Annotated in this window: 15 protein-coding genes and 1 pseudogene; 12 read left to right on the top strand and 4 right to left on the bottom strand. The window is 42.5% G+C overall.

Annotation, left to right across the window (positions count from 1 at the left end; all coding sequences use genetic code 11):
• The first annotated feature begins 14 nt into the window (after window positions 1-14).
• On the top strand, window positions 15-803 hold the full coding sequence (locus HPT30_RS16150; protein ID WP_175372370.1) for an IclR family transcriptional regulator: 789 nt from the start codon (window positions 15-17) through the stop codon (window positions 801-803).
• A 50-nt stretch (window positions 804-853) separates the two neighbouring features.
• Window positions 854-1,981: an N-methyl-L-tryptophan oxidase gene (gene solA / locus HPT30_RS16145; RefSeq protein ID WP_175372369.1), complete on the top strand. Its 1,128-nt coding sequence runs from the start codon at window positions 854-856 to the stop codon at window positions 1,979-1,981.
• 66 nt (window positions 1,982-2,047) lie between these two features.
• On the opposite strand, the gene HPT30_RS16140 is transcribed toward solA, so the two are convergent.
• Window positions 2,048-2,989, bottom strand: a complete 942-nt coding sequence (locus HPT30_RS16140; protein ID WP_175372368.1) for an aldo/keto reductase — start codon at window positions 2,987-2,989, stop codon at window positions 2,048-2,050.
• 133 nt (window positions 2,990-3,122) lie between these two features.
• On the opposite strand from HPT30_RS16140, the gene HPT30_RS16135 reads away from it, so the two are divergent.
• The 7 genes from HPT30_RS16135 (at window position 3,123) to HPT30_RS16105 (ending at window position 9,266) form a co-directional block, all read left to right on the top strand.
• On the top strand, window positions 3,123-4,064 hold the full coding sequence (locus tag HPT30_RS16135) for a helix-turn-helix domain-containing protein (RefSeq protein WP_175372367.1): 942 nt from the start codon (window positions 3,123-3,125) through the stop codon (window positions 4,062-4,064).
• Between the two features lie 218 nt (window positions 4,065-4,282).
• On the top strand, window positions 4,283-4,762 hold the full coding sequence (locus HPT30_RS16130; RefSeq protein WP_175372366.1) for a DUF6530 family protein: 480 nt from the start codon (window positions 4,283-4,285) through the stop codon (window positions 4,760-4,762).
• A gap of 2 nt (window positions 4,763-4,764) precedes the next feature.
• On the top strand, window positions 4,765-5,973 hold the full coding sequence (locus HPT30_RS16125; protein WP_175372365.1) for an MFS transporter: 1,209 nt from the start codon (window positions 4,765-4,767) through the stop codon (window positions 5,971-5,973).
• Between the two features lie 23 nt (window positions 5,974-5,996).
• Window positions 5,997-7,124 (top strand): AAA family ATPase, encoded by a 1,128-nt coding sequence (locus HPT30_RS16120; RefSeq protein ID WP_175372364.1) that lies wholly within the window; start codon window positions 5,997-5,999, stop codon window positions 7,122-7,124.
• Between the two features lie 134 nt (window positions 7,125-7,258).
• A complete protein-coding gene (locus tag HPT30_RS16115) occupies window positions 7,259-8,218 on the top strand; it encodes a vWA domain-containing protein (protein WP_175372363.1) in 960 nt (319 codons plus the stop codon).
• Window positions 8,219-8,254: 36 nt separating this feature from the next.
• A complete protein-coding gene (locus tag HPT30_RS16110; protein ID WP_175372362.1) occupies window positions 8,255-8,614 on the top strand; it encodes a GIY-YIG nuclease family protein in 360 nt (119 codons plus the stop codon).
• Window positions 8,615-8,786: 172 nt separating this feature from the next.
• Window positions 8,787-9,266 carry a DUF6530 family protein gene (locus tag HPT30_RS16105; RefSeq protein WP_175372361.1) on the top strand — a complete coding sequence of 160 codons (480 nt, stop codon included), beginning with the start codon at window positions 8,787-8,789 and terminating at the stop codon, window positions 9,264-9,266.
• 97 nt (window positions 9,267-9,363) lie between these two features.
• Here HPT30_RS16105 and HPT30_RS16100 read toward each other — a convergent pair whose 3' ends face one another.
• The 3 genes and pseudogenes from HPT30_RS16100 to HPT30_RS16090 all read right to left on the bottom strand — a co-directional run.
• On the bottom strand, window positions 9,364-10,011 hold the full coding sequence (locus HPT30_RS16100) for an SGNH/GDSL hydrolase family protein (RefSeq protein WP_175372360.1): 648 nt from the start codon (window positions 10,009-10,011) through the stop codon (window positions 9,364-9,366).
• A 188-nt stretch (window positions 10,012-10,199) separates the two neighbouring features.
• Entirely contained in the window at window positions 10,200-10,805 is a 606-nt protein-coding gene (locus HPT30_RS16095) for an NAD(P)H oxidoreductase (RefSeq protein WP_175372359.1), read from the bottom strand.
• A gap of 125 nt (window positions 10,806-10,930) precedes the next feature.
• Window positions 10,931-11,414 (bottom strand): annotated as a pseudogene (locus HPT30_RS16090) (MsnO8 family LLM class oxidoreductase); the annotation flags it as partial.
• A 172-nt stretch (window positions 11,415-11,586) separates the two neighbouring features.
• Between HPT30_RS16090 and HPT30_RS16085 the strand changes: the two are divergent.
• From HPT30_RS16085 to HPT30_RS16075, 3 genes are all read left to right on the top strand, one after another.
• Entirely contained in the window at window positions 11,587-11,943 is a 357-nt protein-coding gene (locus HPT30_RS16085; protein WP_175372358.1) for a winged helix-turn-helix transcriptional regulator, read from the top strand.
• A gap of 697 nt (window positions 11,944-12,640) precedes the next feature.
• A complete protein-coding gene (locus tag HPT30_RS16080; RefSeq protein WP_175372357.1) occupies window positions 12,641-12,967 on the top strand; it encodes an ArsR/SmtB family transcription factor in 327 nt (108 codons plus the stop codon).
• A 227-nt stretch (window positions 12,968-13,194) separates the two neighbouring features.
• Window positions 13,195-14,196, top strand: a complete 1,002-nt coding sequence (locus HPT30_RS16075; RefSeq protein WP_175372356.1) for an NADP-dependent oxidoreductase — start codon at window positions 13,195-13,197, stop codon at window positions 14,194-14,196.
• Window positions 14,197-14,210: the final 14 nt, after the last annotated feature.

The following is a 14,210-nucleotide window of genomic DNA, read 5'->3' as shown; positions in this document are numbered from 1 at the left end:
ATAAGGAGAATTTTATGTCAGGGAATGATACAGACCAACTGCAAACACTGGATAAGGGATTAGAAGTTCTTATGAGACTGGTTGAACGGGATGGAGGATGGGGAGTTGCTGAACTCGCAGCTGCTTCCGGCTTCAATAAATCAACCACCTTCCGTATTCTTCGTACGCTTCAACGACGCGGATTTGTTTCCCAGCTGCCGGATGGTAAGTATGAAGTATGTGTGGAAATATTTCAATTCATCATGGACCGTCTGTCCGGGAGATTGAACTTCCAGCGGATGGCACGTGGCGAATTAGAACGTCTGGCTCATGAAGTGAGAGAAACGGTTACCTTATCCATTATTTCTAATCGTCAGGTGAAGTGTCTGGACAAAGTGGATAGTCCGGCAGTCGTCCATGTCACACATTTGATCGGACGTTTGAGTCCGATTAATAAGGGATCATCGGGAAAGGCGATCCTTGCTTTTCTTGAGCAAGAAGAGCTGGAAAGATATATGGATTCTTCTGCGTCGAAGCCATCTTCTGAACATGAAGCTGCAGATCGCCAGAAATTATTAAATGACCTTGTGATCACCCGTCGCATGGGATATTCGGAATCACACCAAGAGCTGGACAAAGGTGTCAGTGCGGTAGCAGCTCCCATATTCGACCGTTTTGGAAGGGTGATAGGGAGCCTTACCGTTCTAGGTTTTACGCAAGATTTCACACCTGATTTTTGCATACAATATGGATCAGCCGTTAGAAAAGCAGCTGCTGCAATTTCAGCGTCCCTCGGGCATTCCTTGACACCAAAACCAATTTGACAGAAGATTGATATTCAAATATTTTAGTTTTGGCATGGAGGTTAAAGGGTATGAACTTTGATGTAATCATCATTGGTGCAGGTTCAATGGGAATGGCTGCAGGTTATTTTTTAGCCAAGAGTGGCAAGAAAACCTTATTGTTAGACTCCTTTAACCCACCACATAACAAAGGTAGCCATCACGGGGAAACTAGAATTATCAGGCATGCTTATGCCGAGGGTGAGGAGTATGTTCCATTTGTTCTTAGAGCGCAAGAATTGTGGACTGATCTAGAACAGGCTACGGGTAAGCAATTGTTCCTTCAAACAGGGGTTCTCAATGTAGGTGAGGAAGGATCCGAATTTATCAGAAATATTATTTCTAGTTCTGAAAAATATTCGTTGCCACTCGATATTATGAATGCTGAGGAAGTTTATCAGCGCTGGCCTGGCATCACTTTACCCGGCGACTATGTTGGGTGTTTTGAACCAGCGTCAGGAATACTGAAAAGTGAGGAATGTATCCAAGCTTATAAAGAGCTTGCCGAATCCCACGGTGCTACAATCCTCACTAATAGTAGAGTACAAGATATTTCCGTTCTAGCTGACAGAGTAATCATTAAAACGGACGAAGAGACCTTTTACTCCGATGCGTTGGTTGTATCCGCAGGGTCCTGGTCAGGTGAGCTACTCTCGACGATGCTCGATTTGGATCTTCCTCTTACAGCTGTAAGAAAGACCTTTGCTTGGTTTGATGCTGATGAAAATAGTTATAATCATGAGCAGTTTCCAGCCTTTAACTTTGAGACTCCAGAAGGTATCTATTACGGTTTTCCAAGTACGGATGGCTGCGGCTTAAAGGTAGGCCGACATGATGGCGGAGATGAAATAAATCCGGATGAATCGATGCAAGAGTTTGGTGAAGTAGCAGGCGATAAGGAAGATTTGCGGCAATTTTTGAATGGATATCTTCCTGAAATTCAGCAACTGAAGTATGGAAAGATTTGCATGTATCCGATGATTCCTGATGAAAAATTCATTATCGATTTACATCCAAAGTATCCTAACATTGCGATTGCAGCAGGGTTCTCAGGACATGGATTCAAATTTAGCAGTGCAGTTGGACAAGCCTTGAGCAACCTGATTATTTCAGGGAAGAATGACATAGATCTCTCTCATTTTTCACTCAAGCGATTTTAGTTAAGTAACAGCGACAGTCTAAGATATTTCTTCAAGCTGTCGCTGTTTTTATAACCATACAAAATATCAATTGAAAATATTTTTTATAAAGTTAATTTCCTCTTCTATAAGTGTGATATCACTTGCTTTCAAGTTTTCTGCTACTTGTTCCGGTTCTTTACCGCCAGGTATTACCACGTCAATTCCAGGTTGAGCTAATAACCAAGCTATAGCGAGATTAGCGACCGTAGTCTGTTTCTCATGTGCGAATGCTTTAAGCTTCTCAACCTTGCTCAAAATGAGTGGAAATACATCCGATTGGAATAACGGAAGACTTTGACGCCAATCCCCACTGTGCAGTTTAAAATCAGCATTATATTTCCCACCTAAAATACCAAATCCCAAAGGTCCGTAAGGAATAAATGAAATCTGGTGCTCTCTGCAATAAGGTAATAAGTCATTCTCGGCAGAGCGGTCTAACAGATTATAAGGAGACTGCAAAACAGCGATTTGATCGTCGGCATTTGCTTCTTTAAGTTGTTCTAAAGTGACATTAGAAATACCAATTTCTCTAATTTTCCCTTCATTTTTTAGACGAACTAGTTCCCCGATAGATTCAGCAAATGACGTTTTATTATCTGGGTAGTGGATATAATATAGATCGATGTAGTCAGTTCCTAGTCGTTTCATACTTGCTTCGAGTGCTGTGCGAAGATACTTTGGACTGTTATTGGCTATCACGTTCCCGTCATTTTGCCGCTGCTGAGAACCTTTAGTTGCAAGAACAATTTCGTTACGGCTGATTTCATTTCGGCGAAGCACTTCACCAATCATTTCCTCAGAACGACCAAAACCATAAACGTCTGCGGTATCTATAAAAGTTATGCCCGAAGATATTGCTTTTTCTACCAAATGAAAACCTTTCGACTCATCAAGATTATGAAACAGGTTATGACCACCAACTGCATTTGTTCCAAGACCTATACGGGATACTTTTAGTTCTGTTTTCCCTAAATTTTTGAATTTCATGTTCCAAGTCCCCTTTGCTTGATGTAATGATTTGATATACATATACTACTTAATACGAGTGTTTTAAACTTGGCGAATTTGCCGAAAGAGTAGGCAAATCTGCTGACCATCCTACAAAAGGAAGTTGAACCGAATGATTACAGGCAATAAAAACATACCAAAAATCGGTGCATGTCCTGTTTTAGAAAGCGATACATTTCCCTTCGGAATATATCTAGAAACGATTGTTGAAACCGATCATCGGGTCTCACACTCCCATGATTACATTAATCTTATTTATATCGTTAACGGTGCGGGCGAACATGTATACAATGGTTCACATTTTCAAGTCTCTAAGGGAGACGTCTTTATTATTGAACCGAATAAAGATCATTATTACACAGCGAACGCAGGCCATACTTTAGAAGTATACGGGGTTCAATTTCAGCCTGAACTATTACGCAATGAACTGGAAGTTCTAATAAAAGTTAACCCTTTTTTTGATTTCTTTTATGTGGAGCCTTTTTTTCGAGAAACCGTTGATTTCAGTCTGAAGTTAACGTTAAATCCCGCTGAGCAGATTGAATTTCGACTATTACTTGACCTTCTCGGAGATGAATTTAATCAAAAGCGTCTAGGTTATAGGCTTATGATTCAAACGAAATTGTTAGGGTTGTTTGTGTATTTAAGCAGGTGCTATGACAAACTTGATAATGCAACTTTGCTGTCAGGATTAGACGATTGTACAATTATCGAGCGAGTATGTGAGTTTATTCAGAAGTATTATGCCCAAGCAATGACTCTTCAACAAATAAGCCGGCTTTGCGGCATGAGCCAATCTACGTTTACTTATCATTTTAAAGAGGTAACAGGGATGTCTTTTCTTCAATTTAGGAATCGGGTGCGTTGTGATGCCGCAAAATCCTTATTAACATCAAGCAATCTTAAAATTATTGCAATCGCCAATGAGGTTGGTTTTGAAGATGTCAGTAACTTTAACAAAACATTTAAGCGAATGGAGGGAATTTCACCTCGAGAATATCGCAAACAGATGACTGTTAATGGCACGTTATATGAAGCTCCAAAGCCTCGTTAATTCCCTGCAATATAACGTTGAATATATTTTAGCAAGTGGTTAAAAAAGGTGACTTCTGAATGAATCAGAGGTCACCTTTTTTTGTTCTTGTGCTACAAATTCCGCTAAGGAGTGATTTCCAAATTTTTAAAAGCGGCTTGACGAACAAAAAAGTTCAAGATATTATTGAGCAGTAAATTAGTAATTTAGTAAATTAGTAAATGAGAAGAGGTAGCAAGATGAAAATTCCTACAACGTTAAAGCATAAACCTGTAGTTGTAGTGGAGAATTATGAGAAGGTTGACGGCCGATTGGCTAGAAACACAGACGCGCAGGGCCTTTCCCTGGGATTGGCGCAGTGGAACGATCGGGGAAAGGTCGATATTTCGGCTAAAGTATGGAGATACACGGGAGAAAAGTGGTCAAGACAATCGGAAGAACTGCCTCTCCATCGTGTTCTGGATTTGTCCATTTTGATCTGCCGGACCTTGGCCCATTTTCAAGAAGCTTATCGCTATGAGCATTTATATGATCCGAAGCAGCCGGTTCTCGATCGTATTGCCCTGCAAGGTGATGCTATGACCGTGGCGGTCGATGTGGCCAATGAAAAGATTAATAAAGATATTCAGCTGTTCAGTCAGGCACTTAGTGATGATGATGAAATGATCAGCGAGCGTCTGAGTGCGCTATCGAAAATTTTAGAAGATATGGGGTATTAAAAATGTTTGCGAATCGCTATGTTCGAACAATTATCCTCTCCCGGGTGCTGCTGCAACTGGGGATATGGATCCGTAATTATGCCGTCCTGCTGTATGTTTCCGAACTGACGCATAATAATCCGGTGGATATATCATTGATTTCGGTTGCAGAATTTGCACCGATCTTTATATTTGGCCTGATTGGCGGAACCTTTGCCGACAGGTGGCGGCCGAAGAGAACGATGGTCTGGAGTGACTTGTTGTCTGGTTTGTCCGTTGGGGCTGTGCTGCTTGCGGTCATAAACGGTGGATGGGTTGCCCTTCTGATCGGGTCTTTTGTTTCTGCCAGCTTGTCGCAATTTTCTCAGCCTTCGGCGATGAAACTGTACAAGCGACATGTGCCTGCTGAACAACTGCAGGGCGTGATGGCAATGTCTCAAACGTTGGTTGCTGTCTTTACGGTGCTTGGACCAGTCATCGGTACATTTATTTTTATTAAATTTGGAATTAACGTGTCTCTGATTTTGACGGCAGTGATGTTCCTGGGCTCTTCCTTCATATTATCGACCCTTCCGCGTGATGAGGCGGAACCGAAGTCAGAGAATAACGGTGGCTTCATCAAGGAGCTGACGGCTGGACTGCGCTATATCAGGGACAATAAATCTTTAAGAACACTGAGTATGACGTTCTCGGCAGTTGGTTTGGCTTCCGGATTGACTCAGCCCCTGCAAATCTTCCTGGTCATCGAGAATTTGGGACGGGATAGACAATTTCTGCAATGGCTCGTGATGGCCAATGGGGCAGCGATGCTGGTAGGCGGAGCCGCTATTATTGCGATAGCCAAGAAGTTTAAGCCACAGACATTGCTTTTAGTCGGCTTGCTTGTCAATGCCGTCTGTACGGTGGGAATGGGCGCGTCCAAGCAAATTTGGCTGACCATTGTTCTGCTCGTAATTAGCGGTCTGTTCTACCCTTGTATCCAAGGCGGAATTCAGACGCTTCTTGTGCGGAACACAGAGGGAGCATTCATTGGCCGGGTATCCGGAACGATTATGCCGATTTTTATGGGGATGATGGTTGTTGGAATGTTCATCTCCGGTTATCTCAAGGATGCGGTTTCCTTAATAGGAGTATTTGCGGTGAGTGGTACGTTTGCGATGCTCGGTGCGCTGTTGCTGCTCCCTATTGTTGTTAAGAAGAGTAGTAAAGCTGAGGCAGGCCCGACAGCATGACGGGCAAGAAGGAGAGATAAATAATGCAAGAACATGAGGAATATTATTTGTCACCTGAGAGATCATTGACGGATGCAGAAAAAAAGCTGGTGTGGCAAAAGCCCATGTCTCATAAGCCCGGCGAAGAGGAACAGCGTATCAGTAACGAAGTGAAACGGAACTGGAATCGCGGTGAAATGAAAATCGCCAATATTCTGTTAGAAGGTGATGCCGGCTCTGGCAAAACCCAATTAGCCAAAGCGTTATCCGCTAATTTTGGGCTACCCTATACAAAGGTGACCTGTTTTGCGGACATGGATAAATCGGATATCATTGGCGCGATATTACCGGTGATTTCTTCTGAACAATTAGAGAAACTGGAGCCTGTAGAGCAAACTGTCCTGAAAGCTCTGTATGAAAGCGACGGGTTTCAAAGCGCCACTGAAATTTTGATGAATGCATTGGAGATTACCGAAGAACAAGCAGGCTTAAAGATGAAGCAATTGCTGAAGCTAGCTGCGGAACACAGTGAAGGGGAAACTGTTGAGTACCGTTTTTACCCTTCAGAGATCGTTAGGGCTTATCAGCAAGGCTATCTTCTAGAAATACAGGAACCAAACGTCATTCGTGATGCAGCGGTACTCATGGCGCTCAACTCTGCTTTGGAACTGGACGGAAGTATTAATCTTCCAACTGAAATCATTCACAGACATCCAGACTTTATCGCGGTCATTACCACCAATCGTAGTTATGCTGGGGCGAGACCGCTCAATGAAGCGCTGCGGGACAGAGTACAGCACTCGGAGAAAATGAATCTGCCAACGAAAGAAGTCATGGTGGAACGGGCAAAAGTCAAAACTGGTTATCAAGATGACCGGGTACTCAGCGTATTAGCAGATACGATTATCATTTTGGATACTACAGCCCGGACCAATGCCATCAAAGGTGTAGCTGGAATGCGTTCCTTCTTTTACTGGGCAGATGCGGTTGCAGAAGGCGCCTCGGCCAAAGAATCGCTATATCATAAGGTTATCTACAAAATAACTACCGATGCAGAAGAAATAAAGATTTTGGAAGAAGCGCTCGAAAAACATGGTCTACTCACAAGCTTAGACACCGTTACGACGGGTGAGGTAAAAAAAAAAGAAAATCTAGCGATGACGCAGCAATAGAGATTAAGTTATGGGGAGATATAGGGGCCACTGAGGTTAACAATGACAACGGGGCAGATGAAGAGGGAATCGCTCTAAAAAAATCCGCGGATAGTGAAGAGAACTCTTCCCGTGTTTCCGATGATTCAACTGACATGAGAAGTACGGATACCGGAGAAGATGGCTCTCCGCAATACCATCAGGCCAACCCTGAACCGATGTCTGAAGTAGCACAACAACAAGAGTGCGATTTTCGCAAAAAACTCAATCAGACCGCAAGAGCGATGGTGTCAGATTCCATTCATGAGCGGGTAAAGCTCATTGTTCACCGTCCAGATTACGATCAGGAACTCCAAGCGGAATATGTCACTCTAAGTAAGGAACTGATGCCAATCGTCCAGGAAATTGCCAGAAAGACACTTCTGCTCCTGGAACATGAGACATCTTCCGAATTCGAGCGTAATCGTTACTATGGCAGCAAGTTTCAAGCAGATAGCGTGGCGTATAAGGATTACAGGTATTTTGCCAAAAAAAGACCTCCAACGGAATCCCCTTCCCTTGTAGTTGGTCTAAGAGTGGACGAATCTGCCTCGATGGCGGCGTTCGGGAGACTAGAAGCGGCCAAACGAGCCGTCATCGCAGTCTATGAATTTTGCCAACTGTGCAATATACCCGTATTAATCTATGGCGATACTGCCGATGTTTCCAGGTTAGAACAAATGTCGATCTTTGCTTATGCGGACTTTGATAAACGAGATGACAATGACCGGTACAGGCTGATGCGTATTCAGGCTCGAAGCAACAATCGTGATGGAATGGCCCTGCGAGTTATGGGGGAACGGTTAGCCGTTTCGCCAGAGCAGACCAAGCTGTTAATTAGTATCAGTGATGGGCAGCCCAAAGCAATGGACAATTATACCGGAAGATATGCGATTACAGACATGCAGCAAACGATAGAGGAATATGAACGGAAAGGCATTACCTTTCTTGCAGCCGCTATTGGTCAAGACAAGGATGTCATTAGTGAGATTTATGGCAATGAAAGATTTTTGGATATAACCAATTTGCGCGAGTTCCCTGCGAAGCTGGTGCGGATTATCGCCCGGTATTTGTAAGTTCGTTTTATATAATTACGATAAGGAGAGAAAGATATGGATATGAAAAAGCGCAAGGAGCTGCTTGAGGAGTACAAGCAAATTAAGATTTATATGGGTGTCGCGCAAATCAAAAACAACGTCAACGGCAAAATCTTCATCGACAGCTATCCCAACTTGAAAAACAAATGGTTCACCCTGCAGATGCAGCTGGATCAAGGGCGATTCGCGAATGCCCAGTTGCAAAAGGACTGGAAGGAATTCGGAGCGGATGCGTTCACATATGAGGTGCTGCAGCAGAAGGAAACCGATAAGATCACGGATATACGCTGGGAACAGAAACAAATCTTGAAGCCGTGGCTAGAGAAGCTACAGCCCTATGGAGACAAAGGGTACAATAAGCCTCCAAAAGAATAAATGATTTCATAGATTAAATGAGGTTAGAAGCCCGTCAATGGAACAATTGGCGGGTTTTGTAATTCCATTGAAACCTGTCTAAAGACCGATTTGACTAACGGTGAAATTAAAGATAAGATGAAACCGTCGTTTACTAAATTAGTAAATAGGTAAATGGAATGAGGGAATTATAATGAAAATACCTACAACGTTAAAACATAAACCTGTTGTCGTATCGGAGAATTATGAGAAGGTTGACGGCCGGATGGCGGGTAACACTGACGCGAAAGGTCTTTCCCTGGGACTAGCCCAGTGGAACGATCGAGGAAAGGTCGATATTTCGGCTAAAGTATGGAGATATACGGGCGAAAAATGGTCCAGGCAATCAGAAGAACTACCGCTTCACCGCGTTCTTGACTTATCCATTCTGATCTGCCGGTCGTTGGAGCATTTCCGCGAAGCCTATCGATATGAGAATTTGTATGATCCCGAGCAGCCCGTGATCGACCGGGTTGGCCTGCAAGGGGATGCCATGACGGTGTCGGTATGTACGGACAATGAGCGAATTAATGAAGATATTAAGCTGTTCAGCCAAGCGTTAAGTGATGACGATGAGATGATCGGTGAGCGTCTGCGTACGTTATCTAAAATATTAAAGGATATGGGATATTAAAATTTTCCCCACTATACATCGGAAATCATGGAGTCCTGACTCCATGAGGTAGAGAAGACCCGAAGAGTAATCTTCGGGTCTTCATCATTTTTATCGATTAGAGGAGAGCTAGTTTGCTGTTCTGAACGGTAGATAACCATTGCTCGGCAATGATCTGCTGACCGGCACTGGTTGGATGGACGCCATCCCAAATCCAATAAGCAGCTTCAGCACGCCGGCATGCTTCATTAAATGCAGCTTGCAGAGGCACAAATATTGCACCGAACTCTGATGCTAATTCCTTTGTTATTTTTTGATACAGCTGGATTCGTTCTTGCCATTGATCCCAACGATCTTCTGTTGCACCTGTTTTTAATATAAATGGTTCTAGCAAAATTAATTTGGTGTCCGGGAGCACTTCTCTGGTTTCTTCAAGAAGGATCTTGTAAGCGCGACCAAAACGGTCCGTGACTCCACTAGGTTCACCATCCATCGATCTCCAAGCGTCATTGGCCCCAATTAAAATGCTAATCACAGCAGGCTTCAGTGCGATGGCATCCTCATTCCAGCGAGCATATAAATCCGAAACACGGTTGCCGCTGATTCCACGATTGATAATTAAAGGCTGTTTCTCAGCCAGATCGTGACCAAGCTTAGAACCAATCAGATACACATAGCTGTGTCCCAAAATATGATTGGGATCATCACTGCGGCCTCTTGATCCATCTGTAATGGAATCGCCTTGGAACAGTATCGTTGTCATCATCCATTCCTCCAAAAATAATAGGTGTTCGCATCCTAATCTGTAGTATATAACGATAACCTGCTTTGAACCAATATGGTCAGATATTAGATTCTAAAATTGCTGCGCAATCTATTTTAAGTCGCTAATGTCGATGTCATAATGATGAACAAACAGCCCGTTAGAGGAAGTTCTCTAACGGGCTTAGTAAATTAAAATTGTTGGCCAATACGATAAGCTTCATTTAAGATAGCGTCGTAATGTCTATTCTCTTTTTCGGGATCGTCAGGGAATTTCTCAATGGTCTCATACAAGTAGTCAACAGCTGCTTCTTTAACTCCAACGTAATCCACCAAGTAGGTCAATTCTCTATTTATTGCAACATCATGACCGTGTTTCTCGAAATGCGGCTGTGTTCCTCCAACTAACGACACCCAACCTATTTTTTCTACCGGTAAACGGTACCTTTCGCCTGTAACACTATCTTGTCCGTAGGCAAATCCATTATTCCATACCCGGTCGATATAGCCCTTCAGCATGGCAGGTACGCCAAACCACCACAATGGGAAGACGAATAGAATGGCATCATTGTTTCGGATGCGCTTCATTTCCCGCAGTACTTCTTCCGTATATATTTTATTCGGATTGTCCCAGTCCGGCTCATCAGCTGGATGAAGGAGAGGGTCAAAGCCTTCTGCATACAAATCCGCAATCTCGTATTCATGCCCAGCTTCCGTTAATCCTTTTACCAATTCTTTCGTGACACTTCCCGTTAATGAATCTTGTCTGGGGTGAGTTACTACCACTAGTACTTTCATTATATAATTCCTCCATTTTGTAAGTTAGTTGAGATTAAAGACTTCGGCTAGTAACCGGTAACCTTCGATTTTTTGTTCTTAATCAGGCGTCAAAGATACAAGCATAAATTCGTCTACGAAATTGTTAATCTCGGCGTGGCATGCAATCCCTGAAATCGATGCCCTTCCGGCAGCTCTCCATGCGTATAAGCCAGTAATTCGTCCACTTGCACGGGGAATCGGCTGTTATTTTCGAGCTTGGCCGTCTTGCAATGCGAGCGTAGATAGTGGTGCCCCTCCAGGTGCTCTGCCGATACCCATATCAATTCTTCCTGGAGCAAGTGCTTCCAGTAAATTGGAATTTTCTGCCGCTTTATAAGCGCTATAGTGAGGCAGCATAATTCCGCCGGAGCCGATTCTAATCCGCTCTGTCTTGGCCGCCAGGTGGGAAACGAGAACTTCAGGAGAAAAACCGGTCAGGCTGGGTGTATTATGGTGCTCAGATACCCAGAATCGGGTATAGCCAAGTTTGTCAGCTTCTTGGGCAAGCTTGATTGTATTTTGAAAGGCCTCTGCTTGTGTTGGTTGTTCAGCAACGGGCGATTGATCAAGAATACTTAATTGAATCAAGTTGTGCCCTCCTCTCTATTTGTTAATCCTTGTCTGAATGCTATTATGTAGTATGGATGTCGAAATAGGAAGTAGGCACTATATTGTTCTATAGGAACATAAAAGGTATCTATAGTCTTTTTTGAACCTTTAATTATTATTTAATTTTGATGCAAATTAGGAGGATTTAGATATGAATAAGCAAAAGAAATATATGATTGGCGTGGAGGTTACTCTGGAAGTAATTGGGGGAAAGTGGAAGGGGGTTATCCTGTATCATTTAACCAATGGGAAGAAACGGACGAATGAATTACGGAGTTTAATGCCTGAAATCACGCAAAGAATGCTAACCAAACAGCTGCGGGAATTGGAACGGGACAAAGTGATTAATCGTCATATGTACAACGAAATTCCGCTTCGGGTAGAATACGAGCTTACTGAATATGGCTTGAGTTTGAAGACGATCTTGGATCACTTCTGTTTGTGGGGTGAGAATCATTTAGAACATATCCATGGAAATAAAGACTTGCTTGAGCAATGGAAATATTGAGTCGTTACGCCTGTTTTCCTAGGAAACGGGCGTTTGTTTCTCTCAGTGGATACTAAAACCGTGGTCGCCAAGGTTGATTTCACGGAAAGTGAAACTTATGGTAAATTATAGATATGGTTTTCGCATATATTTTATGGGGATCGTATATCTTGAATGCGGAGGTGCTCTGATGCTAAAACGCTATTCATATTCTTTTTTCTGGACTGTAGGGTTTCTTCTTCTGCTCTATTTAGCGAATAGATCTTTCCTTTACTTTGATACTAAATATAAACACACATTTAATCTTTCCTACAATTTGTGGCCTTGGGGAACAATTCCGATTCTAATTGGTATTTATTTTGCTTTGTATAAGGGTTTCCCTAAATCGGTTACAGTGAATTCATCTCAATTAGTTGTACTTCTAATAAGTTTCTTAGCAACAATCTATCCGTTCCTTATCTTTTATTTCGGAGTACCAGTGGTGCCATTCTATAATGTGTTATTTAATTACAATGGTTATTCTCTCATTCCATTTTTATTTGGTTTTTCTATTGTAAAGACTTTTTTAAAATGAAAAATTTTATATATCTTTTTATTTTATAGACTCCTAAGAAAATAGTAAGCGTCTTTCCGCCTCAAGATTGCGCTTGATTTTATCAAGAAGATGTTTATAATATGTTTATGTAATTAAACGGATAAACGAAAGGGAGGGAGTGGTATGTGCCAGGAGACTGAGCATATTGTGGAACAGTTTAAAGAATGTATTCCTTTGCTGGATGTGCTGACAGATGAGAAGCGTCAGGCAATCATTTTACTGCTTGCACAGCATAAAATGGGGCTTAATGTTAACACTATAGCGGAGCATATCAATTTGTCCAGACCTGCCGTTTCCCATCATTTGAAGGTGTTGAAGCAGTCTGGCTATGTTAGCTTTGAGAAAAAGAGTGTGGAAAATCATTATATCCTGACTGTTCGCAAACCATTAGAGCAACTCAAATCATTAATTGAGGCCATTGAAACCCAGTGCGCACACCTTAATAATTAGTTATTGATTTAAGTGTGTTTTTCTTGCATAATAGGTCCATATGTTTAAACTAATGATCATTAACTGATGACATAACGGAAAGTCATGATCATTTTTATATAAAAAGCAGTAGACCGTTAGTTAGGGGGAGCGTATATAGCATACAGCAAAACTCCGTTGCCAAAACTATATCTGATGCACTATCCGTTCGTTTGTTTAAACTAATGATCTTAATGGGAGTGATTGAAATGAAAGCTATGTTGATTGAGAAATACGGTAAAGATGCACCCTTATTGATGAAAGACAGACCCGTGCCTGAAATTGGAGAAGATGATGTACTGGTTGAAATTCACGCAGCCAGCCTGAATCCTATCGACTTTAAAGTAAAAGAGGGAAAGGCAAAATTCCTGCTCAAGTATGATATGCCTTTAATTTTGGGCAATGATTTTGCGGGTGTGATCACTAAAGTTGGCAGCCGGGTGAAAGACTACAAATCCGGTGATGAGGTGTACGGGAGACCGCGCAAAGGCAGAGTTGGGACATTAGCTGAATATATTGCGGTTCATCAGGATGATATCTCATTAAAGCCACGGAACCTGAATTTTGTAGAAGCAGCCTCTATACCACTGGTCGGACTTACGACGTATCAAGCTTTTCATGATGTTTTGAAGCTGCAAAAAGGGCAGAAAATCTTGATCCACGCTGGAGCTGGCGGTGTAGGTACCTTTGCCATCCAACTAGCTAAATTAATGGGTGCTTTTGTCGCTACCACAGCCAGTGATAAGGGATATGAATTGGTTAAATTAATGGGTGCCGATCAGATTATCAATTATAAGAAAGAGAATTTTGAAGAACTGCTCACAGGATACGATGCTGTGTATGACACCTTGGGCGGCGAAGCCTTGGAGAAATCATTCCAGATTCTGAAGCCACATGGGAAAATAGTTTCCGTCTCCGGTCTGCCTAACGCAAGATTTGGAAAAGAAGCGCAGCTAGGCTGGATGAAGACGACCCTTTTATCCATCGCCAGTCATAAGCTTACCGCGCTCGAGAAGAAAACGCAGAGTAGTTATCATTTTCTTTTTATGAAACCAAGCGGTGCGCAATTAAAGATCATTAAGGAATTCATTGAAGAAGGCCACATTAAGCCGGTGATTGATAAGGTGTTTGATTTTAAAAATGCCGCGCAAGCCTTGAAATATCTGGAGGGTGGAAGTGCCAAAGGAAAAGTTGTCGTCAAAATAAAGTGATCACAAAGGGAGAC

Origin of the sequence: Paenibacillus agri, assembly GCF_013359945.1 — a bacterium.
Classification (GTDB): Bacteria; Bacillota; Bacilli; order Paenibacillales; family Paenibacillaceae; genus Paenibacillus_AQ; species Paenibacillus_AQ agri.
The sequence above is the reverse complement of the archived record's forward strand: the minus strand, read 5'-3'. Positions and strand labels throughout refer to the sequence as shown.